The organism is Streptomyces sp. NBC_00344, assembly GCF_036088315.1.
Lineage (GTDB): Bacteria > Actinomycetota > Actinomycetes > Streptomycetales > Streptomycetaceae > Streptomyces.
Window position 1 is genome coordinate 1,893,404 of the sequence record NZ_CP107996.1, and the last position, 19,973, is coordinate 1,913,376.

Annotated in this window: 21 protein-coding genes; 6 read left to right on the top strand and 15 right to left on the bottom strand. The window is 69.1% G+C overall.

Annotation, left to right across the window (positions count from 1 at the left end; genetic code table 11):
• From gatC to OHS16_RS08380, 4 genes are all read right to left on the bottom strand, one after another.
• Positions 1 to 297: an Asp-tRNA(Asn)/Glu-tRNA(Gln) amidotransferase subunit GatC gene (gene gatC / locus OHS16_RS08365; protein WP_266852761.1), complete on the bottom strand. Its 297-nt coding sequence runs from the start codon at positions 295 to 297 to the stop codon at positions 1 to 3.
• 175 nt (positions 298 to 472) lie between these two features.
• Positions 473 to 2,629: a putative bifunctional diguanylate cyclase/phosphodiesterase gene (locus tag OHS16_RS08370; protein ID WP_328536538.1), complete on the bottom strand. Its 2,157-nt coding sequence runs from the start codon at positions 2,627 to 2,629 to the stop codon at positions 473 to 475.
• A gap of 230 nt (positions 2,630 to 2,859) precedes the next feature.
• Positions 2,860 to 5,037, bottom strand: coding sequence for an NAD-dependent DNA ligase LigA (gene ligA / locus OHS16_RS08375; protein WP_328536539.1), 2,178 nt, complete (start codon positions 5,035 to 5,037; stop codon positions 2,860 to 2,862).
• 33 nt (positions 5,038 to 5,070) lie between these two features.
• Positions 5,071 to 6,075: a methionine synthase gene (locus OHS16_RS08380; protein WP_328536540.1), complete on the bottom strand. Its 1,005-nt coding sequence runs from the start codon at positions 6,073 to 6,075 to the stop codon at positions 5,071 to 5,073.
• A 106-nt stretch (positions 6,076 to 6,181) separates the two neighbouring features.
• Here OHS16_RS08380 and OHS16_RS08385 point away from each other — a divergent pair, with 106 nt between their 5' ends.
• Positions 6,182 to 7,561 (top strand): outer membrane protein assembly factor BamB family protein, encoded by a 1,380-nt coding sequence (locus OHS16_RS08385; protein ID WP_328536541.1) that lies wholly within the window; start codon positions 6,182 to 6,184, stop codon positions 7,559 to 7,561.
• 8 nt (positions 7,562 to 7,569) lie between these two features.
• Here the strand turns inward: OHS16_RS08385 and OHS16_RS08390 are convergent, their stop codons facing one another.
• Together OHS16_RS08390 and OHS16_RS08395 are read right to left on the bottom strand one after the other, a co-directional pair.
• Positions 7,570 to 8,259 carry an SDR family oxidoreductase gene (locus OHS16_RS08390; RefSeq protein ID WP_328536542.1) on the bottom strand — a complete coding sequence of 230 codons (690 nt, stop codon included), beginning with the start codon at positions 8,257 to 8,259 and terminating at the stop codon, positions 7,570 to 7,572.
• 16 nt (positions 8,260 to 8,275) lie between these two features.
• Positions 8,276 to 8,815: a TIGR00730 family Rossman fold protein gene (locus OHS16_RS08395; RefSeq protein WP_328536543.1), complete on the bottom strand. Its 540-nt coding sequence runs from the start codon at positions 8,813 to 8,815 to the stop codon at positions 8,276 to 8,278.
• A gap of 62 nt (positions 8,816 to 8,877) precedes the next feature.
• On the opposite strand from OHS16_RS08395, the gene OHS16_RS08400 reads away from it, so the two are divergent.
• Positions 8,878 to 9,201, top strand: coding sequence for a DUF427 domain-containing protein (locus tag OHS16_RS08400; protein ID WP_328536544.1), 324 nt, complete (start codon positions 8,878 to 8,880; stop codon positions 9,199 to 9,201).
• Here OHS16_RS08400 and mnmA read toward each other — a convergent pair.
• Positions 9,180 to 10,319, bottom strand: coding sequence for a tRNA 2-thiouridine(34) synthase MnmA (gene mnmA / locus OHS16_RS08405; RefSeq protein WP_328536545.1), 1,140 nt, complete (start codon positions 10,317 to 10,319; stop codon positions 9,180 to 9,182). The two genes, OHS16_RS08400 and mnmA, sit on opposite strands and share 22 nt — an antisense overlap.
• Before the next feature lie 61 nt (positions 10,320 to 10,380).
• Here mnmA and OHS16_RS08410 point away from each other — a divergent pair, with 61 nt between their 5' ends.
• Positions 10,381 to 11,058, top strand: coding sequence for an N-acetylmuramoyl-L-alanine amidase (locus tag OHS16_RS08410; RefSeq protein WP_328536546.1), 678 nt, complete (start codon positions 10,381 to 10,383; stop codon positions 11,056 to 11,058).
• Between the two features lie 36 nt (positions 11,059 to 11,094).
• Here OHS16_RS08410 and OHS16_RS08415 read toward each other — a convergent pair whose 3' ends face one another.
• From OHS16_RS08415 to OHS16_RS08425, 3 genes are all read right to left on the bottom strand, one after another.
• A complete protein-coding gene (locus OHS16_RS08415; protein ID WP_328536547.1) occupies positions 11,095 to 12,258 on the bottom strand; it encodes a cysteine desulfurase family protein in 1,164 nt (387 codons plus the stop codon).
• Positions 12,259 to 12,591: 333 nt separating this feature from the next.
• Positions 12,592 to 12,864, bottom strand: coding sequence for a DUF4190 domain-containing protein (locus OHS16_RS08420; RefSeq protein ID WP_328536548.1), 273 nt, complete (start codon positions 12,862 to 12,864; stop codon positions 12,592 to 12,594).
• A 16-nt stretch (positions 12,865 to 12,880) separates the two neighbouring features.
• Complete coding sequence (locus tag OHS16_RS08425) at positions 12,881 to 13,078, bottom strand: hypothetical protein (RefSeq protein ID WP_328541060.1); 198 nt, start codon at positions 13,076 to 13,078, stop codon at positions 12,881 to 12,883.
• Between the two features lie 86 nt (positions 13,079 to 13,164).
• Between OHS16_RS08425 and OHS16_RS08430 the strand changes: the two genes are divergently transcribed.
• Positions 13,165 to 13,791, top strand: coding sequence for a TetR family transcriptional regulator (locus OHS16_RS08430; protein ID WP_328536549.1), 627 nt, complete (start codon positions 13,165 to 13,167; stop codon positions 13,789 to 13,791).
• Here the strand turns inward: OHS16_RS08430 and OHS16_RS08435 are convergent.
• Entirely contained in the window at positions 13,760 to 14,755 is a 996-nt protein-coding gene (locus OHS16_RS08435) for a helix-turn-helix transcriptional regulator (RefSeq protein WP_328536550.1), read from the bottom strand. The two genes, OHS16_RS08430 and OHS16_RS08435, sit on opposite strands and share 32 nt — an antisense overlap.
• Positions 14,756 to 14,816: 61 nt before the next feature.
• On the opposite strand from OHS16_RS08435, the gene OHS16_RS08440 reads away from it, so the two are divergent.
• Together OHS16_RS08440 and OHS16_RS08445 are read left to right on the top strand one after the other, a co-directional pair.
• Complete coding sequence (locus OHS16_RS08440; protein ID WP_328536551.1) at positions 14,817 to 15,398, top strand: TIGR03086 family metal-binding protein; 582 nt, start codon at positions 14,817 to 14,819, stop codon at positions 15,396 to 15,398.
• A gap of 54 nt (positions 15,399 to 15,452) precedes the next feature.
• Entirely contained in the window at positions 15,453 to 15,635 is a 183-nt protein-coding gene (locus OHS16_RS08445) for a hypothetical protein (protein WP_328536552.1), read from the top strand.
• A gap of 107 nt (positions 15,636 to 15,742) precedes the next feature.
• Here the strand turns inward: OHS16_RS08445 and OHS16_RS08450 are convergent, their stop codons facing one another.
• The 4 genes from OHS16_RS08450 to OHS16_RS08465 all read right to left on the bottom strand — a co-directional run bounded on the left by OHS16_RS08450 (position 15,743) and on the right by OHS16_RS08465 (position 19,946).
• Positions 15,743 to 16,579 carry a thioesterase family protein gene (locus tag OHS16_RS08450; protein WP_328536553.1) on the bottom strand — a complete coding sequence of 279 codons (837 nt, stop codon included), beginning with the start codon at positions 16,577 to 16,579 and terminating at the stop codon, positions 15,743 to 15,745.
• Between the two features lie 22 nt (positions 16,580 to 16,601).
• Entirely contained in the window at positions 16,602 to 17,264 is a 663-nt protein-coding gene (locus OHS16_RS08455) for a trimeric intracellular cation channel family protein (protein WP_328536554.1), read from the bottom strand.
• 25 nt (positions 17,265 to 17,289) lie between these two features.
• A complete protein-coding gene (locus OHS16_RS08460) occupies positions 17,290 to 18,681 on the bottom strand; it encodes a M1 family metallopeptidase (protein ID WP_328536555.1) in 1,392 nt (463 codons plus the stop codon).
• Positions 18,682 to 18,776: 95 nt separating this feature from the next.
• On the bottom strand, positions 18,777 to 19,946 hold the full coding sequence (locus tag OHS16_RS08465; protein ID WP_328540762.1) for an ABC transporter ATP-binding protein: 1,170 nt from the start codon (positions 19,944 to 19,946) through the stop codon (positions 18,777 to 18,779).
• Positions 19,947 to 19,973 lie beyond the last annotated feature (27 nt).

Below are 19,973 nucleotides of genomic sequence, written 5' to 3' on the forward strand. Positions count from 1 at the left end.
TTAGTCCTCCCCCAGAATCTGCGGCACCTTGAAACGCCGCTGCTCCTGAGCCGGAGCACCGGAGAGCGCCTGCTCCGGAGTGAGCGAAGGACGAACCTCGTCCGCCCGCATGACATTCGTCAACGGCAGCGGATGAGACGTCGGCGGAACATCTTGGTCGGCAACCTCGGAAACGCGGGCTACCGCGCCGAGAATGTCATCGAGCTGTCCGGCGAAGTGATCAAGCTCTTCGTCCTTCAGCTCCAGACGTGCCAGCCGTGCGAGGTGAGCAACCTCCTCGCGCGTAATGCCAGGCATGCAGCGATCCTCTGGGGGTGAGTGTGCGGGTTTTGGCCCAATCCTATGGGGCGCAGTGCGCAGTCCACTAAACGGATTCACCGCGCGGGGCCATTTCCGCTGTCCGCCTCGCTCATCACCGGCCTGCCACTGCACGGCAGGCCCGTGCCGGAGGGCAGTGCCCGGAGAGCTACTACTAACGTGGTTGCGGGGGTCCGCCCGGCCTGCTGTGCAGAACTATCTGGGCGGACGGCCGCTTCTCCTTCTCCGCCGCCGCGGCCGCTGCGGCGAGCTCCGCCGGCCGCTGCCACCCGCGCGACCCACGCGCCAGCAGCCAGGCGGTGGCCTCCTCCGGAGGCATCGCGGCCGCCACCAGCCAGCCCTGGACCGCATCGCAGCGCAGATCGCGCAGACGCTCCCAGGTCACGTCGTCCTCCACGCCCTCGGCCACGACGACCAGCCCCAGCGAGTGGGCCAGGTCGATGGTGCAGCGGACGATCTCGGCGTCTTCGTTGTCCACGGCGAGACGGGCCACGAAAGAACGGTCGATCTTCAGTTCGCTCACCGGTAGCCGGCGCAGGTGGACCAGCGAGGAATAACCGGTCCCGAAGTCGTCCAGTGACATCTTCACGCCGTGGGCGGTGAGACCGGCCAGTGTGTCGGCGGCCCGCTGCGGATCCTCGAGGAGGACATGTTCGGTTATCTCCAGTTGGAGCGCTCCCGGGGGCACTCCGTGCCGGGCCAGCCGCGCCGCTACCGCGCCGGCGAAACCCGGCGTGTGGACATCGCGCGGCGAGACGTTGACGGCCACCGGGACCTTCAGCCCCTGCTCCCGCCACACCGCGACCTGGGCGAGCGCGGTCTCCAGCACGTACTCCGTCAGATGCGGCATCAGCCCGGACGACTCGGCGATCGCGATGAACTCGTCCGGCGGTACCGTGCCGCGCTCGGGGTGCACCCAGCGCACCAGCGCCTCGAGTCCCGCCACCTGACCGTCGAACTGGACCTTCGGCTGGTAGTGCAGCTCCACGTCACCCGCGTCCAGCGCGCGCCGGAGATCGCCCAGCAGGCCGAGACGGTCAGGGGTGTTGGAGTCGCGCTTGGACTCGTACACCTCGACACCGGTGCGGTCGCGCTTCGCCTGGTACATCGCCACATCCGCCCGCCGCAGCAGGCCTTCGGCGTCCAGCGCATGGTCTGGGAAGACAGCGACGCCGGCGCTCGCCTCGAGCACCAGCGTCAGTCCGTCGAGGTCGAGCGGCGACCCCAGTTCGGCCACCAGATGACGGGCGATCCGCATCACGCTGGTCGCCGAGTCGGCCGTGGGCAGCAGCACCGCGAATTCGTCACCGCCCAGCCGCGCGGCCTCCGCTCCACGCGGCAGCGCCAACTGCAGCCGGTCCGCGATCTGCAGGAGCAACCGGTCACCTGCGAGGTGACCGAGGGTGTCATTGACCGAACGGAACCGGTCGAGATCGATCAGCACCAGTGCGGAGCGTAAGCCGCCCCGCTCCGCGTCCTCGAGCGCTGCCCAGGTCCTCTCGAGCAGCCACTGACGGTTGGGCAGTCCTGTCAGCGGGTCACGCAGTTGCTCCTCCGCCCTGGCTCTGGCGATCCAGAGCGTGGAGTCCAGCGCGATCAGCGGTACCGCGAAGAGCGGCAGCAGCACCGGAACCGACATCGCGACCACACAGATCAGCGGGGCGATCCCCAGGAGCGCGACGCCGACGAGGCCCTGTCTGGTCAGAGCCGTACGGGCAGCCGTCGGAAGTCCGCCGCCCTGGGGCACGAGCGCGGACCAGAGCAGCACCCGGGTGACGGTCAGATAGGCCGCGGCGGCAAGTGCGACTTCCAGCGCGGAACCGATACCCCAGTCGAGTGGCCGCCAGGGGTTCTGCACGGTCGGCGTCTCGCCGAATGCGGCGAGCACGAGCGCGGCGGCGCCGATGCCCAGGATGTCCGACGATCCGTGCAGCAGCCCCTGTCGCCAGCGATGGCTGCGAGCCGCCCCGACCAGCACGACCACGGCAAGGCTGACCAGCACGGCCGGCATCCAGCCGTAGAGCAGCAGCACGGCCAGGGTCAGCGAGGCACCCGAACCGGTGCCGCCCCACCAGCGGTCGCGGCCGAGCGCGACCAGATGCCCGACGATGATGCCGGTGAGCACGGCCAGCGCCCAGCCGGTGCCGCCATCGGGGAACAGCGCTCGGTCGGCCCGCACGGCGTGACAGAGGCCGCCCGCCAGGACGAGGGCGGCCGCGCCCACCACCCCGGGGAAGGCGGGCAGTTGCGATGCCAGGTGCCCGAAGCCGCGCATTCGCGAGTCCGCGTCGGCCCTCTCGGTCGGATTCATGCCCGTCCCTCTCACAGCCGGCAGTGCCCATGCCACGCGATGGCCCTTTGCCATGCCACCACGACTGGAAACCATCACGCAGCCGTGCACGGCAGGCGCACCCCTCAACAGTAGGCCGCGGATGGCCCCGACGGGCAGCGCTCTACAGGTCTTGCCCGAATGCGACCCGGGCATCCGTAACCATCTGCTATGCGCCGTACGGGTGAGCTTGAGCCTGATCGCCTGCCCGGCTACTCCGCAGGCGGCACAGCAGCCTCACGGGCCGCGTCGGGCCCCTGTTCGAGCAGCACAGCGAACCCTTCCTCGTTGAGTACCGGAACCTTCAACTGCATCGCTTTGTCGTACTTCGAACCCGGGCTGTCCCCCACCACCACAAAGGCGGTTTTCTTGGAAACGGAGCCGGTGACCTTCGCTCCGAGGCCCTGGAGCGCTTCTTTCGCGCCATCCCGGGTGTGGTGCTCCAGCGTTCCGGTGACGACCACAGTCAGCCCGTCCAGCGGCCGGGGCCCCTGGTCCTCACCGCCCTCGTCCTCCATCCGGACCCCTGCCGCCCGCCACTTGCGAAGGATCTCGCGGTGCCATTCCTCCTCGAACCACTGCTTCAGCGAGGCGGCGATGGTCGGTCCGACCCCCTCGACGGCGGCCAGCTCCCCCTCGTCCGCTTGTTCGATGCGTTCGATCGAGCGGAACTCGCGGGCCAGCGCCTCGGCTGCGACCGGGCCGACATGACGGATCGAAAGGCCGGTGATGATCCGGGCGAGTGGCCGCTCCTTGGCCGCGGCGATGTTGTCCAGCATCGCGAGGGCGTTCTTCCTCGGCTCACCCTGCTGGTTGGCGAAGACCGTGGCGATCTTCTCCTCACCTGTCTTCGGGTCCCGCTTGGGCAGCCCGCTGTCCTGGTCGAGGACGTATGCCCGGATCGGAAGCAACTGCTCGATGGTGAGATCGAAGAGATCGCTCTCGTCCCTCAGCGGTGGCTCGGCAGGCTCCAGTGGCTGGGTGAGCGCGGCCGCTGCCACATAGCCGAAGTTCTCGATGTCCAGGGACTTACGCCCGGCCAGATAGAACAGCCGCTCACGCAACTGAGCCGGGCAGGAACGTGAATTGGGGCAACGGAGATCGATGTCACCCTCCTTCATGGCGCGCAGCGCCGTCCCGCACTCGGGGCACTCGGCCGGCATCACGAACTCCCGTTCGCTGCCGTCGCGCAGGTCGGCGACCGGGCCAAGGATCTCCGGGATGACATCGCCGGCCTTGCGCAGCACCACCGTGTCGCCGATGAGCACTCCCTTGGCCTTGACCACGTCCTGGTTGTGCAGGGTGGCGAATTCGACCTCGGAACCGGCCACGGTGACCGGTTCGACCTGGGCATAGGGCGTGACCCTGCCCGTGCGCCCCACGCCGACCCGGATGTTCACCAGCTTGGTGTTGACCTCCTCGGGCGCGTACTTCCAGGCGATCGCCCAGCGCGGCGCGCGGGAGGTGGATCCGAGCCGCCCCTGGAGGGGGATCTCGTCCAGCTTGATGACGACTCCGTCGATCTCGTGCTCGACGGAGTGACGGTTGTCGCCGAAGTACGCGATGAAGTCCCTGGCGCCCGCGAGGTCACCGACGACCTTGTTGTGCTTGGCTGTCGGCAGTCCCCACTCGTGGAGCAGCTCATAGGCATGCGAGAGACAGTCGATGTCGAAGCCCTCGCGGGCGCCGATGCCGTGCACCACCATGTGCAGCGGGCGGCTCGCGGTGACCTTGGGGTCCTTCTGCCGCAGCGAACCGGCCGCCGCGTTGCGCGGGTTGGCGAAGGGTTTGTCACCCGCTTCGACCAGCCGGGCGTTGAGCCCCTCGAAGGCCTCCATCGGGAAGTACACCTCGCCCCTGACCTCGACGAGGGCCGGGATGCGCTCGCCCTTCAGCCGGTGCGGGATGTCCGCGATGGTCTGGACGTTGGGTGTGATGTCCTCGCCGGTGCGGCCGTCACCGCGGGTGGCTGCGCGGGTCAGCCTGCCGTTCTCATAGGTGAGGTTGACCGCGAGGCCGTCCACCTTGAGCTCGCAGAGGAAGTGGTACCGGGCGGAGCCGACGTCCCTCGCGAGCCGGTCGGCCCAGGTGGCGAGTCCCTCGTCGTCGAAGGCGTTGTCCAGCGACAGCATCCTTTCGCGGTGCTGCACGGAGGTGAACTCCGTCTCGTACGCCCCCGCGACCTTCTGGGTCGGCGAGTCCGGGGTCCGCAGCTCCGGGTGCTCCTCCTCGATGGCCTCCAGCGACCGCAGCAGCGTGTCGAACTCGGCGTCACTGACGACCGGCTGGTCCTTCACGTAGTACCGGAAGCGGTGCTCCTCGATCTGCTCGGCCAGCTGGGCGTGGTTCTCCCGTGCCTCCGCGGGCACACCTTGCTGTTCGACAGCCACCGTCTCGTCCTCCCGTTGATGAAACTCAGCCCGTCACTCAGGGTTGTCCGCGAGCGACCTTGCCGCGCGGGCGCAATGAGCGAGGGCCGCACGGGCATACGCGGGTGAAGCGCCCGCCAGCCCGCACGAAGGGGTGAGTACGAGGGACTCCGCGAGAGTCCCAGGATTCAGCCCCAGCCTGCGCCACAGCGTCCTGATACCCATGACGCTACCGGCAGGGTCTGACAATGCGGTGTCAGTGCCGGGCACGATTCCGGCGAAGAGCTGAAGTCCGCCTTCCACCGCCTCACCGATGACGTCGTCATCACGCTCGGTGAGCAGGCCGGAATCGAACGAGACACCGGCGGCGCCGGCCCGTCGCAGCAGCGCGAACGGCACGTCGGTCGCGCAGGAATGCACGATCACCGGACCGTCGTTGACCGCGATCACCTCGCGCAGGGTGTCCTCGATGATCTGACGGTCGACGGCCCGGTGGGTACGGTAACCGCTCGCCGTCCTGATGTGTCCGCGCAGTACCGCGACGAGTGACGGCTCATCGAGCTGCAGCACCACCTGAGCGCCCGGCACCCGGCGGCGCACATCGGCGAGATGCCCGCGCAGCCCCTCGGCGAGCGATCCGGCCAGGTCCCGGCAGGCGCCCGGGTCCCCGAGCGCGGCCTCGCCGCCCCGCAGTTCGAGGTTCGCGGCAAGCGTCCACGGCCCTACGGCCTGCACCTTGAGCGGTCCTTCGTACCCCTGGGTGAACTCCTCGAGCGCGTCGAGGTCCTCGCCCAGCCAGGATCGGCCGCGCCGGGTGTCCCGGCCCGGCCGGTCGCTGACCCGCCAGCCGCTGGGCTCCACATGGGCGTACATCTCGACGAGCAGTCCGATGGTCCGGCCCGTCATGTCGGCGCCCGGCCCGCGGGCGGGCAGCTCGGCCAGATACGGAAAGCCCTCGAACGACCCCGCCACCGTTTTGGCGGTCTCCCTTGCGTCACCGCCCGGCATCGAACCGATTCCGGTGGCCTGACCCCAGCTGAACTTGCTCTTCTCGCTCACCCACGAAGGGTACGAGAGTGCCCGCCGACGCGGGCGGGGGCGCCCCGGTCACTGTCAGTGAGCGGGTCTAGCATCACGCAGAACTTCACATTCTCGGGGGAGACCGATGAACGACAAGATGGACGGCTGGACATGGAAGTCCGCCGACGCCGAAGAGGCCGAAGCCCCGCCCCCCACGAACCGGCAATGGGTCGTCCCCCGGCGCTCTCCGGCCGAGTCCGCGCGCGCCGCGGCGGCCTGGTTCCGGGCCGAGTGGATCAAACTGACCACCGTCCTGGTCGTCATCGCCCTCGCCATCGGCGGCTGGCAGACGTATACCTACCTCACCCGCTATCACGAGCAGACGAGCGGGCCGCACGGCGACTTCCCGGCGGCGCTCGGCAGCGGTGCGCCGCTGCGACCCGACCGTGTGCAGGCTCGCCTCGGCAGCCCGCCGGTCGGAATCGTCGGCGGCCTGCTCCTCAAGGAACGGAACGACGGCATCACAGCGGACAACGTCCGTACCGGCAAGGAGTACTGGCACTACGGGCGCGAGGACACCGCTCTGATAACCGAGTGGGTCTCCAATGACACCGCCTTCCTCTGGTACGAGGACGGGCTCGCCGTTGCGGTGAATCTTCACAGCGGGAAGCCGCGCTGGCATGCCGAGGTCCCGGGCAGCACGCGGGATTCCGGCAATCGTGTCTGGGTCAGCGGTGACACCCTGTTCGTCAGTCGGACGGATCAGCTGACCGCTCTCTCGACGCGCGGGGGAAAGCGGCTCTGGTCGGTCGCCCCACCCAAGGGATGCAAGGCGTGGGACCAACGCACCCTCGTAGGCCTGGACGGTGTGGAAGCGATCGACGCCAACGACTGCTCCCGGGACAGCGAGCATGCGGAGGTGCTGTTCGGGGTGGACCCGGCCACCGGCAGCACCCGGTGGCATGTCGACGAGGAGGCGATCGGCTACCGGCGCCTCGGGGCCCACACGTTGGCCACGCTGACATTGGGAGGGGCGCTGATCACCACCGACGTCTCAGGTGCTGAGCCCCGGACCCGTGAGACGCCGCTTTCGCACGATGTGACCCCGCGCGGCGCCGGCCGCAGTGACGGCCTGCTTCTGCTGGGCTCCGACGAGAACCGGTCGCTCACCGGACGACAGGTGAGCGCCGACAGCAGCAGCAAGGCGCTCTGGACCCGCAAAGCGTCCAAGGGCCTCGAGTTCGGCATTCCGCGGACCACCGACGGCCGGGTGTACGTGGCGCAGTACCGCACCCCCATGGCCATACGACGGAACGGAGGATCGGGCACTGCCCACCTACTCGTACTGGACGCACGAACCGGTCATGAACTGCACCGGACCGCCCTCCCCGCATCGCTCTACGATCACGTGGACGACCTCGCCCTCGATCAGATGTCGATCGTCGAGGCCAAGTACGGGATTGTCACGGTCGGCTGGATCGGCGACCTGGTCAATTCCGCGGCGCAGGCCGTGCTGGCCGAATAGAAGAGCCCTCAGCGCCCCGGCCGCACCGTCAGGTCATTGACCTCCGCGTCGCGCGGCAGATCCAGCGCCATCAGGATCGTCGTGGCCACCGACTCCGGGTCGATCAGACCCTCCGGCCGGTACTCCTTGCCCTCCTGCGAGTGCACCTTGGCCTGCATGGGACTGGCTGTGCGCCCCGGGTAGACGGACGTCACGCGCACGCCATTGCCGTGTTCCTCCTGGCGCAGTGCGTCGGCCAGAGCCTTCAGTCCGTGCTTCGAGGCGGCGTAGGCGGCCCAGTCGGCATGGGCGCTGAGCCCCGCGCCGGAGTTCACGAAGATCACCTGCCCGTGGACGGTACGGAGCTGGGGCAGCATCAGCCGGGTCAGTTCGGCGGGCGCGATCAGGTTGGTGTTGAGCTGCGCGTGCCAGGTCGGAGGCCGGAGTTCGGCGACCGGCGAGAGGTCCACGACACCCGCGATGTGCAGCAGTGAGTCAACCCGCTCGGGCAGGGCCTGCTTGCCGAGAGCCCAGGAGATGCGATCGGGGTTCGCGAGGTCGGCGACGAGGGTGCCGGCGCCCGGATACCGGCCGGCGATCTCCCTGGCCCGGCCCGCGTCGCGCGCCACGATGACGAGGTCGTCGCCGCGCTCGTGGAGACGGCGCGCGACAGCCGCGCCGATGCCGGAACCCGCACCGGTGATCACATGAGTAGCCATGTGCCCCATGGTCGCATCACTGCACGCCCTGCGACTCCTCCAGGTAGGCCAGCGCCGCCACCCCGTCCTCGGCGAAGAAGACCAGGTCAGTCAGGGGTACCGGCAGGAAGCCCTCGTCCTCCATCCGCTGGAACTGCTGCTTGAGGCCGTCGTAGAAGCCCGCCGTGTTCAGCAGCACCACCGGCTTGGTGGTCCTCCCGTGCTTCTTCAGCTCCAGGATCTCGGTGGCCTCGTCGAGCGTCCCCGTCCCGCCCACCATGATCACTACTGCGTCGGCCCTGGCGAGCAGGAGCGCCTTGCGTTCCGCGAGATCGGCCGCGATCACCATCTCGTCGGCGTCGGTGCGCGCCTTGGCCGCCAGGAAGTCGACGGACACGCCGACGAGCCGTCCGCCCGCCTGCTGCACTCCGTCGGCGACGACCTTCATCAGCCCGCTCTCGGACCCGCCCCACACCAGGGTGTGCCCGCCCTTGCCGATCAGTTCGGCGAATTCACGGGCCGGGCGGGTGTAGCGCTCGTCCAGGTCGGCTGCGGAGAGGAAAACACAGATGTTCATGCGGTCCACGGTAGAGGGCCGCCCCGGGGAAGAAGTTCCGGCCTGTACGTGCTGAACCAGACATGACCACTGGACACCGCATCACCATCGAGCAGGGCACGGCACACGTCAGGGCTGTCCGCGACGGGCAGGTCCTCGCGGAAAGCCGTCGTCCGCTGCTGCTGCATGAGACCGGGCTGCCGGTTCGCTACTACCTCCCGCCGGCGGACGTGCGCACCGACCTGCTGACCCCGTCGGACACACGGACGCACTGTCCGTTCAAGGGGGACGCCTCGTACTGGTCGCTGGCGGGCGCCGCCGACCTGGTCTGGGCGTACTCCGAACCGAAGTCCGGGGTCGCCGAGATCAAGGACCACTTCTGCTTCTACGACACCGAGGTGGTCTGAGAGGCGGCCGCCCGTTCGGTGGTGGCGATCGTGGCCGAGCCTACGACCCGTGTGCCGTCGTAGAGCACGATCGCCTGCCCGGGGGCGACGCCCCTGACCGGCTCGGCGAAGGAGACCCTGAGCTCGTCGCCGACCAGCTCCGCGCCCACCTCGGTCTCGCCGCCGTGGGCGCGCAGCTGGGCGGTGTAGGCACCCGGGCCGGCCGGGGCATCGCCGCACCAGCGGGGCTTGACGGCGGTGAGCGCGGTGACGTCCAGCGCCTCGACGGGTCCTACCGTCACGGTGTTGTTCACCGGGGAGATGTCGAGGACGTAGCGGGGCTTGCCGTCGGCCGCGGGGTGGCCGATGCGCAGACCCTTGCGCTGGCCGATGGTGAAACCGAAGGCGCCGTCGTGGCTGCCCACCTTCGTACCGGACTCGTCGACGATGTCGCCCTCCGCCCTGCCGCCGAGGCGGGAGGCGAGGAAGCCCTGGGTGTCGCCGTCCGCGATGAAGCAGATGTCATGGCTGTCGGGCTTCTTGGCGACGGCCAGGCCCCTGCGCTCGGCCTCGGCCCTGATCTCGTCCTTGGTGGTGAGGGTGTCACCGAGCGGGAACATAGCGTGCGCCAGCTGACGCTCGTCGAGCACGCCGAGCACGTACGACTGGTCCTTGGCCATGTCGGATGCGCGGTGCATCTCGCGGGTGCCGTCCTCGTTCACCACGACAGTGGCGTAGTGACCGGTGCAGACGGCGTCGAACCCGAGCGCCAGCGCCTTGTCGAGCAGCGCCGCGAACTTGATCTTCTCGTTGCAGCGCAGACACGGGTTGGGAGTGCGGCCGGCCTCGTACTCCGCGACGAAGTCGTCCACCACGTCCTCACGGAACCGCTCGGCCAGGTCCCAGACGTAGAAGGGGATTCCGATGACGTCAGCCGCCCTGCGGGCATCACGGGAGTCCTCGATGGTGCAGCAGCCGCGCGCCCCGGTACGGAAGGACTGCGGGTTGGCGGAGAGTGCCAGGTGCACACCGGTCACATCGTGCCCGGCCTCGGCGGCCCGGGCGGCGGCGACGGCGGAGTCCACCCCGCCGGACATGGCGGCAAGTACACGGAGGGGGCGCTGGGGTGTCTGAGTCATAGCCGTACCAGGGTAAGGGCACCGGGGAACCGGAAGCTCGTGAGTATGCGTTGACGACCACATGGGCAGCACGGCAGGTACACGGAGCACCGGGGGTCCCGGCAAGGACACCGACCGGCGGGTGGGACGGCGGGCGCTGCTCCTGGGCGGGGTGGGTACCGCGGTCGGGGCCGCGGTGCTGGCCAGGGGCGAGCTGGGGCACCTGTGGTGGCGGCTGCCGGGCGTCGACAAGCCGCGCACGCCGGGTGTGGTCGATTACCCGGGCGCACGGTGGGCCGCGGCCTCCCCCGCGAACTACCGGCGGGCGGACCGGCCATCCGACTACCGCATCGACCGGGTCGTGATCCATGTCGTGCAGGGCAGCGACGCGATGGCGCTGAAGGTGTTCAGGGATCCCGCGCACCGGGCTTCCGCACACTACGTCGTGGGCAAGCACGGGCAGGTGACGCAGATGGTCCGGGAGCTGGACGTGGCCTTCCACGCGGGCAACCGTGCCTACAACGAGCGCAGCGTCGGCATCGAGCACGAGGGGTACGTGGATGTGCCCGCCTCGTTCACCGAGGCGATGTACCGGTCTTCGGCGCGGCTGACGGCCGCGATCTGTGCGCGGTACGGGATTCCGGTGGACCGCCGGCACATCATCGCGCATTCGGAGGTACCGGGCGCCGACCACACCGATCCGGGGCGCCACTGGGACTGGAGCCACTACCTGCGGCTGGTGCGGGCGATGAGGACCTGAGCACCCGGGCGACGGGCGTCGCCGCCGCCCGTCCGGTCAGCTGAGCCCTGCCGACCTGGCCCGCTCCACGACCGGACCGATCGCCTCGGTCACGGCCGCGACATCCGCTTCGGTGGACGTGTGTCCCAGGGAGAAGCGCAGCGTGCCGCGTGCCAGGTCCGGTTCGGTCCCGGTGGCGATGAGCACGTGGCTGGGCTGAGCCACCCCCGCCGTGCAGGCCGACCCGGTCGAGCACTCGATGCCCTGGGCGTCCAGGAGCAGCAGCAGGGAGTCGCCTTCGCAGCCGGGGAAGGTGAAGTGGGCGTTGGCGGGGAGACGGTCGGCCGGGTCGCCGCCGAGGATCGCCTCCGGGACCGCTGTCCGCACGGCGGCGATCAGAGCGTCGCGCAGTGCGCCGACATCACGGGCGAACTGCTCGCGCCGTTCGGCGGCCAGTACTCCGGCGACCGCGAACGAGGCGACAGCGGGCACATCGAGCGTTCCCGAGCGCACATGGCGTTCCTGGCCACCGCCGTGCAGAACGGGTACGGGGGTGTACTCACGGCCGAGCAGCAGGGCGCCTGTGCCGTAGGGGCCGCCGACCTTGTGGCCGGACACGGTCATCGCGGCCAGGCCCGAGGCGGCGAAGTCCACCGGGACCTGGCCGTAGGCCTGCACCGCGTCGGCATGCAGCGGCACGTCGAACTCCGCTGCCACGTCGGCGAGTTCCCGTATCGGCATGATGGTGCCGATCTCGTTGTTGGCCCACATCACGGTGGCCAGGGCCACATCGGACGGGTTCCGTTCGATCGCCTCACGGAGCGCCGCGGCGTGCACCCGGCCGTAGCCGTCGACCGGGAGGTACTCGATCTCCGCCCGCTCGTGCACGCCCAGCCAGTCGACGGCGTCGAGCACCGCGTGGTGCTCCACCGGGCTGACCAGCACACGGGTCCTGCGGGGGTCCGCGGCTCTGCGGGACCAGTACAGGCCCTTGACGGCGAGGTTGTCCGCCTCGGTGCCGCCTCCGGTGAAGACGACTTCACTGGGGCGCGCGCCGAGCGATTCGGCAAGAGCCTCACGGGACTCCTCGACGGTGCGCCGGGCCCGTCGTCCGGCCGCGTGCAGCGAGGAGGCATTGCCGGTGACGGTGAGCTGGGCGGTCATCGCCTCGACCGCCTCCGGGAGCATGGGAGTGGTCGCAGCGTGGTCGAGGTATGCCATGGTGACGCCGATTCTACGAGCCCGCGGAAGACGGGTCCGACACCCGTTCTGCCGGGCCGGTGGCGGCCGTAGCCACTTCCGGCCAATCCGCCGTTCACCGGGGCGGGTCCGCGGTACGGGCTCTTCCACCTGACCCCATGACCAAATTCACGGTAGGTCACATGAAAGCGAACCGTCCGGAGGCCGGAAAGCCGCCTGCGGCGAAGCCTCGAGCTCACGGAGCGAAATCCGGAGCGAGGCATTCGCCGAGCCGGTGCATGGCCGGAGCGGCCGGATGAAGGCGCTCCGGATCCGTAAGACGTGTCGGGCGTGATGCGCGGATTCCGGACGGTATCAGCTGCCGAAGTTCCAGATCACGCCGCCGCCGGAGGTCATCAGCACGGCCAGGACCACCAGGTCGGCCACACCGAGGGCCATACCGAGCAGGGCGCGGCCACGGCGGGCCGTGCCGCGCCAGAGAGCGATGGACGCCAGCACGATCGCGGTCGGACCGAGGACGACGTTCAGGACGAGCAGGCCGAGCAGGCCGAGCACGAAGGCGGCGACGGACATGCCGTCGGCGTCACGGACGCCGGTACGCGTACGAGCGGATGCGGTGAGTTCCATGATTTTTTCGGCTCCCTTACTTACTGGTCCTGCTGAGACGCTCACGGACGGCGAACACCGCGAGCCAGCCGCCGATGACGGCTGCGGCGACGAGAGAGACGGAGACCGGGAAGTGTGCCACGGCACCCAGCACGACTCCGAACACCAGGAGAAGCGCGACGAGGGCGATCATCACAGTCCTTTCGACGAACACGTTGATGTGCGTACGTTTCATTTGAGTGAACAATTGTCGGTACGACTGTTCACTGACTACTGAGTCTACGCTTCCCTTCGACAGAGAACGGCTGTTTACTGAATGTCATGAGTCACACCGTCGGCATACGTCAGGCCCAGAAGCAGAAGACCCGCCAGGCCCTGCTGGACGCAGCCCTGCGGCTGCTGGAGGAACAGAGCCTCTCCAGCCTCGGCCTGCGCGAGGTCACCCGCGCCGTGGGTGTGGCACCGACGGCCTTCTACCGGCACTTCAGAGACACCGCCGACCTGGGTGTCGCCCTTGTCGAGGAGGCGCTGGGTTCACTGCACGGACTGATCGCCTCGACCCTCGCGGACACCGGCGACAGCACGGTACGGATCGGGACCAGCGTCGACCTGATCAGCGATCTGGTGCGTACCCAGCCCGGTCATGTCCGCTTCATCGCCCGTGAGCGGCACGGCGGCGTACAGCCCGTCAGGGATGCGATAGGCGCCCAACTTCGCCGGTTCGCACAGGAGGTGGCCGCGGCGTTCGCCCACGAGCCGCAGTCCGCGGGCTGGAGCGAGGACGATCTGCTGATGCTGGCGAGCGTGTATGTGGACCATATGGTGATGACCGCGTCCGTGCTGCTCGAGGCGGAGGAGACCGGGCCGGCCGAGGCGGAGCGGGCACGCGAAACCGCCCGGCGGCAGCTTCGGCTGGTCAGCCTGGGGCGTCAGCACTGGCTGGACTGAAGGTCCCGCCGGAGTAGACGGCGGCCACCGCTTCGGCTGCGGCGGCCAGTTCGGCCCGCGCCTCCGGGGGCGACAGCACCTCCACGGAATCCGCGAAGGACAGCAGCTGCCGCACCGCGCGGAGGACTTCGAACACCAGCTGCACCTCGGCCCATTCGCCGTCGGGCTGCGGTACCGGCTCTCCCGTGAGCTGCACCGCATTGATCCTGGCGAACATGTCGAGCCGCTGCATCCGGACCCGCGCCCTCACCCTGACGCCTGCGGGCCTGCGCTCCACCTGACGGCGCAGCGCCTCCCACACCTCCGCGAGTTCCACCCCCGCCCGGCGTATCACCGGGGCACCGGTCTCCGTCACCGACCCCACCCGGTCGGCGCGGTACAGCCTGGGGGTTCCCCGGTGGTCGGCGACCAGGTACCAGACACCGGCCTTCACCACGAGCCCGTAGGGATCGACCGTGTAGGTGTGCGATCCGCCGCTTCCGCTGTGGCGGTAGCGAAGCCGCAGCCGGCGGTCGGCGAAGACCGCGCTCTGCAGTTCGTTGAGGTCGACGGCGGGCTGCGGCCCGCTCATCCAGCGGACCGGGTCGACGAGGATCCGCCTGCTGGTCAGTTCCGCGGCGGGGCGATGCGGCTCCGGCAGCGCCGCCATCACCTTGCGCAGCGCGGACCCGAGCGCCCGGTCGAGCCCGAGCGCGGTGTGCGCTCCCTGGGTGGCCAGCACGAACAGCGCGCGGGCCTCGTCGGCGGTCATCCCCGTGACGTCGGTGCGGAAACCGGGAAGCAGCGCGATCCCGCCATGCCTGCCCCGCTCGGTGTACACCGGCACACCCGAGGCCGACAGGGCTTCGACGTCCCGGTAGATGGTGCGTACCGAAACCTCAAGACGTTCGGCCAGCTCGGTGGCGGGCACCAGTCCCCGGGTCTGGAGCAACAGCAGAATGGACAGCAGGCGTTCGGACTTCATGTCTCCAAGAATCCCTCAAAACCTGACGAGCACTGTCAGGTTTTGCTGGGAGGCTCACGCCATGACCACCACGACCACCGATCTCCGTGTCCTGTTCGAGCGTGCGGCGGAGCAGTTCGCCGCACTGCTGAAGACCGTGCCCGTCGCCCGGCTCGACGACCCGACGCCCTGCGGCGACTACGACGTGCGCGCCCTGATCTCCCATGTCGTCGGTGCCACCCATCGCTTCGCGCATATCGGCGAGGGCGGTCACTTCGCCGAGGTGCCCGCCCGGATGGACGGTGTCCCCGACGACGGATGGGGCACCGCGTACGGGTCGGCGATGCGGCGGGCGTCCGCCGCATGGGCCGTCGACGAGCGGCTCGACGCGACGGTTTCCGTGCCCTGGGGCGACATACCGGGGCGCGCGGCCGTGGGCGGCTATCTCATGGAAACGGTGACGCACACCTGGGACCTCACCCGTGCGCTCGCCCATCCGCTTCCGCTGGATCCGGAGCTCGCGGATGCGGTACTGCCACTCGCCCGCCAGGTCCTGCCGGCCGCCCGGCGGGGCGGCGACGTGCCGTTCGGCCCGGTGGTCTCCGTACCCGAGGACGCCGATGTGTACGACCGGTTGGCGGCGTGGCTGGGCCGCGAGGTCTGAACTCGGCGCGCCGGGGCACACGGTCCTCATCCAGAACTGACAGGAGGGGACCTCATGCTCGCCATCGCGGCCGCTGTGCTCTTCGTGATCGCGTTCCTCATCAACGCGGGTGACATATCCACCAACGATGTGTTCACGTCGACGAATGTGATGCTCATCGGACTGGCTCTGCTGGCCCTGCAGATGGCCGGAGTGGGGGCGGGGTGGTCGGGACCCGGACGGGGACGCCGCCGCTGAGGGCTGTCCCGTAGTCCCTGCGCGGGGCCCTGACATCCCGGGCAGGGAGCGCACATCACCCCGGAGGCCTGCACCGGCCTCCGGGGTGATGTGCGCGGTGCACAGGGTCAGCCCCGCGGGACCAGGGCCAGTTGCCGGGACTGGGCGACCAGACGGTCCGCGCTGTCCCAGATCTCCGCGTCCTCCTCGAGGAAACCGCCCGCGAGATTCCGCGTCACTATGGACACCCGGAGCGGCCCGGGCGCCGGCCGGCACCGGACATGGGTGGTGAGTTCCACTGTCGGCACCCAGCCCTTGATGCCGAGCTCGAACGCGGTCGGCGGCAGCGCGTCCACCGCGAGCAGCAGGGAGACCGGGTCCGCGTCGCGGCCGTCCGCCAGCTCGAACCAGGCGCGCATCTCGCCCTTGCCCGAGGGTGCGCCGACGGCCCAGCCACAGGTGGCGGGGTCGAGCTTGAGCCGCAGCCGCTCGGTGATGGCGGCGGAGCCGGGGATCGGCGCGGGGCCGTCCTCGGAACCAAGGCAGTGCTCGATGGGCGGGATGGCGGGCGGCTTCGCCGTGGTGCGGACGTCGTCGGAGAGCGCGTCCAGGTCACCGTACGAGGCGAGCACCCTGATCCGTTCGACCTCGGTGCCGTCCTCGGTGTACTGGAAGAGCGATGCCTGGCCTGTCGAGAGGGTCCGTCCGCTGCGCACGGTCTGGACCCGGATGACCGCCCGGCCCGGGCCGGACGCCGAGAGGTAGTGCGCGGAGACCGAGAAGGGGTCCGGGTGCGGCAGTGCGTCACCGAGTGCCCGCCCGACCACGGCCAGCAGGTAACCGCCGTTGACCGCGCCGAAGATCGTCCAGCCTGCCGAGAGTTCGGCGTCGTACACGCCCTCTTCACGGAGGGTGACCGCGGTGTCGCGGTCGAACTCGCTGTTCGCGATGGATGCCTGTGCCATGGAAGCACCGTACACCGCAATGTTACTCGTCGGTAGATAGGGCGGACGAGCGACGGTTCCAGGCGCGTGGGGCCCGCCAGTGGAAGCGCATCGCGAGCAGCCGCAGGATGAAGCAGGTGAGTGCGGCGAGGCCCCCGGTGGCGCCGGTCAGCAGGTCGAAGCGGATGAACAGGGCCACCATGCCCGCGCCCACCATCGCCGGAACCGCGTAGAGATCGCGGTCCCAGCGCACCAGCGAGGGCGTCTCGTTGGCGAGTACGTCGCGGAGCACACCGCCGCCTACGGCGGTGGCCAGCCCCAGCACGGCGGATGCGGTGAGCCCGAGTCCGTAGTCGTAGGCCTTGGTGGTGCCGGTCACACAGAAGAGCCCGAGCCCGGCCGCGTCGAAGACGTTCACCCCGACCTGGATCCGCTCCACCTCGGGATGCAGGAAGAAGACCAGTGCGGCGGCGATCAGCGGGGTGACGAAATATCCCAGGTCGGTGAACGCGGCAGGCGGGACGGCACCGATCACGATGTCCCTGAACAGGCCTCCGCCCAGCGATGTGACCTCTGCGAACACCGCGATGCCGAAGACATCGAAGTTCTTGCGCACGGCGAGCAGCGCCCCGGAGATCGCGAAGACGAAGATCCCGGCGAGGTCGAGCGAATGCTGGACGGAGGCCTTGAAGAGTTCATGGAGCACCCGACAGTTGTACCTGTTCAGCGCCTTACAGCGCGGGCTTGCCCGTTGTGTGGACCCACTTGTCGAAGAGGTCGTCGAGCTGTTGTCCGGAGATCTTCTCGGCGAGTGCCTCGAACTCCTGTGTGTCGACGTTGCCGTAGCGGTGCGCCTTGGTCCAGGCGGGCAGCAGCTTGAAGAACGCCTTGTCCCCGATCCGCTCGCGGAGCACCTGGAGCGTCATCGCACCGCGTTGGTACACCGCGGACGCGAACATCGTGTCCCGCTGCGGGTCGTCGACCTGGGTCTGCCAGAAGGACGACGTGGCGGGACGTGAGGTGTAGCCGGCGAGGAAGGCGTCGTGCGCCGAGCGGGTGCCCCGGTGCTCGTCCCACAGCCACTGGGCGTAGGTGGCGAAACCCTCGTTGAGCCAGATGTTCTTCCACTGCTTCACCGAGACCGAGTCGCCGAACCACTGGTGGGCGAGTTCATGCACGATCGTCGACTCGTCGCGTACGGCCGAGTAACTGGGCTTGGACTGGGTCTCGAGCGAGAAACCGGCCTGCGGCATGTCGTCGACCACGGCGCCGGTTTCCTCGAAGGGATAGGGGCCGAAGAGCTTGGACCAGTAGTCGGTGGCCTCGGCGGTGACCGCGTACACATCGACTGCGTTGCTGTGGGACAGTACCGGGTCGATGGCCACGTATATGGGGGTGCCGGCCGGGGTGCGGCCGGTTTTGACGTCGAACTTCCCTATGGAGGCGGTGGCGAGGTAGGTCGCCATCTGCTTGGACTCACGCCAGTGGGCAACCGTCGAACCGTGCGACGAACGGTTCGATATCAGGCGCCCGTTGGACACCCCCGTCAGTCCCTTGGGCGCCGTGATGGTGATGTCGAAGGCAGCCTTGTCGGACGGGTGGTCACTGGAGGGGAACCAGGTGGACGCGGCATTGGGTTCACAGGCGACGAACACGCCGTCGTCGGTCTTCATCCAGCCGTAGTCGGATCCGAAGACGATCGGCCCGCTGAGCGACTCCGGCACGCCGCCGTACACGACCTCGACGGTGAAGGTACGGCCCTTGCGCAGGGCATCACGGGGATTGATGCGTATCTCGTCTGCGGAGCGGGTGAAACGGGCGGCCCTGCCGTTCACCTCGACCGACGCGACGTCGAGCTTCTGCAGGTCGAGGTCGAACGAAGAGAGATTCTGAGTGGCGCGCGCGGTAATGGTGGTGTGGCCGTCGAGCCGGTCGGTACCGGGGTTGTAGGCGATATCGAGGCCGTAATGCAGTGCGTCGAAACCGCCGTTGCCCAGCTCGGGGAAGTAGGGATCACCGATTCCGGCCGACCCGGACGAGGGGGCCGGAGCGGCTGCGATCAGACAGAAGGAGGCTGTGGCCGTGGCGAGGGCCGCCAGACGCGCCGAACGGGAGAGTGACAAGAGTCTGCCCTTCGTGCATGCACCATTGGTACGGACACACAGACTCTGCACTCCCCCGTATAGGCATGTGCATGACTTTGCCAAGTTGGCATGACCTACTGCTCGGTCGGCTCCTCGGCCGCACCGTCGGTGGCCTCCTGCGGCGCCGCCTGGTCGGCAGCCCCTTCGGCGGGCTCCGCCTCGGCCGTGTCCTTGGTGATCGAGATCAGCTCGGCGGACTCACGTGCCTCCGGCAGCCTCTCCTCGCCCGGTACCTGGTCCGGCGCGTTCTCCGGGTGGTGGCAGGCCACCTGGTGCCCGGTCTTCAGCGCGACCAGCGGCGGCTCCTGCACCTTGCAGATCTCCGTCGCCTTCCAGCACCGGGTATGGAACCGGCAGCCGCTCGGCGGTGAGATCGGCGACGGTACATCGCCCTTGAGCAGGATCCGCTCGCTCTTGTCACCTTTGCGCCGGGGGTCGGGCACCGGTACGGCGGAGAGCAGCGCCTTGGTGTACGGGTGCATCGGCGACTCGTAGAGCGCCTTGCGGTCCGCGAGCTCGACGATCTTGCCGAGGTACATCACCGCGATACGGTCCGACACATGGCGGATGACCGACAGGTCGTGCGCGATGATCACGTACGTCAGTCCGAGCTCGCTCTGCAGGTCGTCCAGAAGGTTGACCACCTGCGCCTGGATCGACACGTCCAGCGCCGAGACCGGCTCGTCGGCCACGACCAGCTTGGGCCGCAGGGCGAGCGCCCGGGCGATGCCGATGCGCTGACGCTGGCCGCCGGAGAACTCGTGCGGGTAGCGGTTGTAGTGCTCGGGGCTGAGGCCCACGAGCTCGAGGAGGCCCTGGACCTCCTTCTTGACGCCACCGTCCGGCTCGACACCCTGCAGCTTGAACGGCGCCGAGACGATCGTGCCGATCGTGTGACGGGGGTTCAGCGAGGAGTACGGGTCCTGGAAGATCATCTGGACGTCACGCCGCATCGGGCGCATCTGTCCCGCAGTGACGTGCGTGATGTCCCGGCCCTCGAACTCGACCTTGCCGCCGGTCGGTTCGATCAGCCGGGTGATCAGCCGGCCCATGGTCGACTTGCCGCAGCCCGACTCACCGACCACGCCCAGCGTCTCGCCGGGACGGACGTCGAAGGAGATCCCGTCGACCGCCTTGACCGCCCCCGACTGGCGCCCGAGCAGCCCCTTGCGGATGGGGAAGTGCTTGACCAGCCCTTCGACCTTCAGCAGCGGCTCCGGCGAACCGGCCGCCTGCCCCGGAATCGCCTTCTCCGCGGCCTTGCCGGCCTT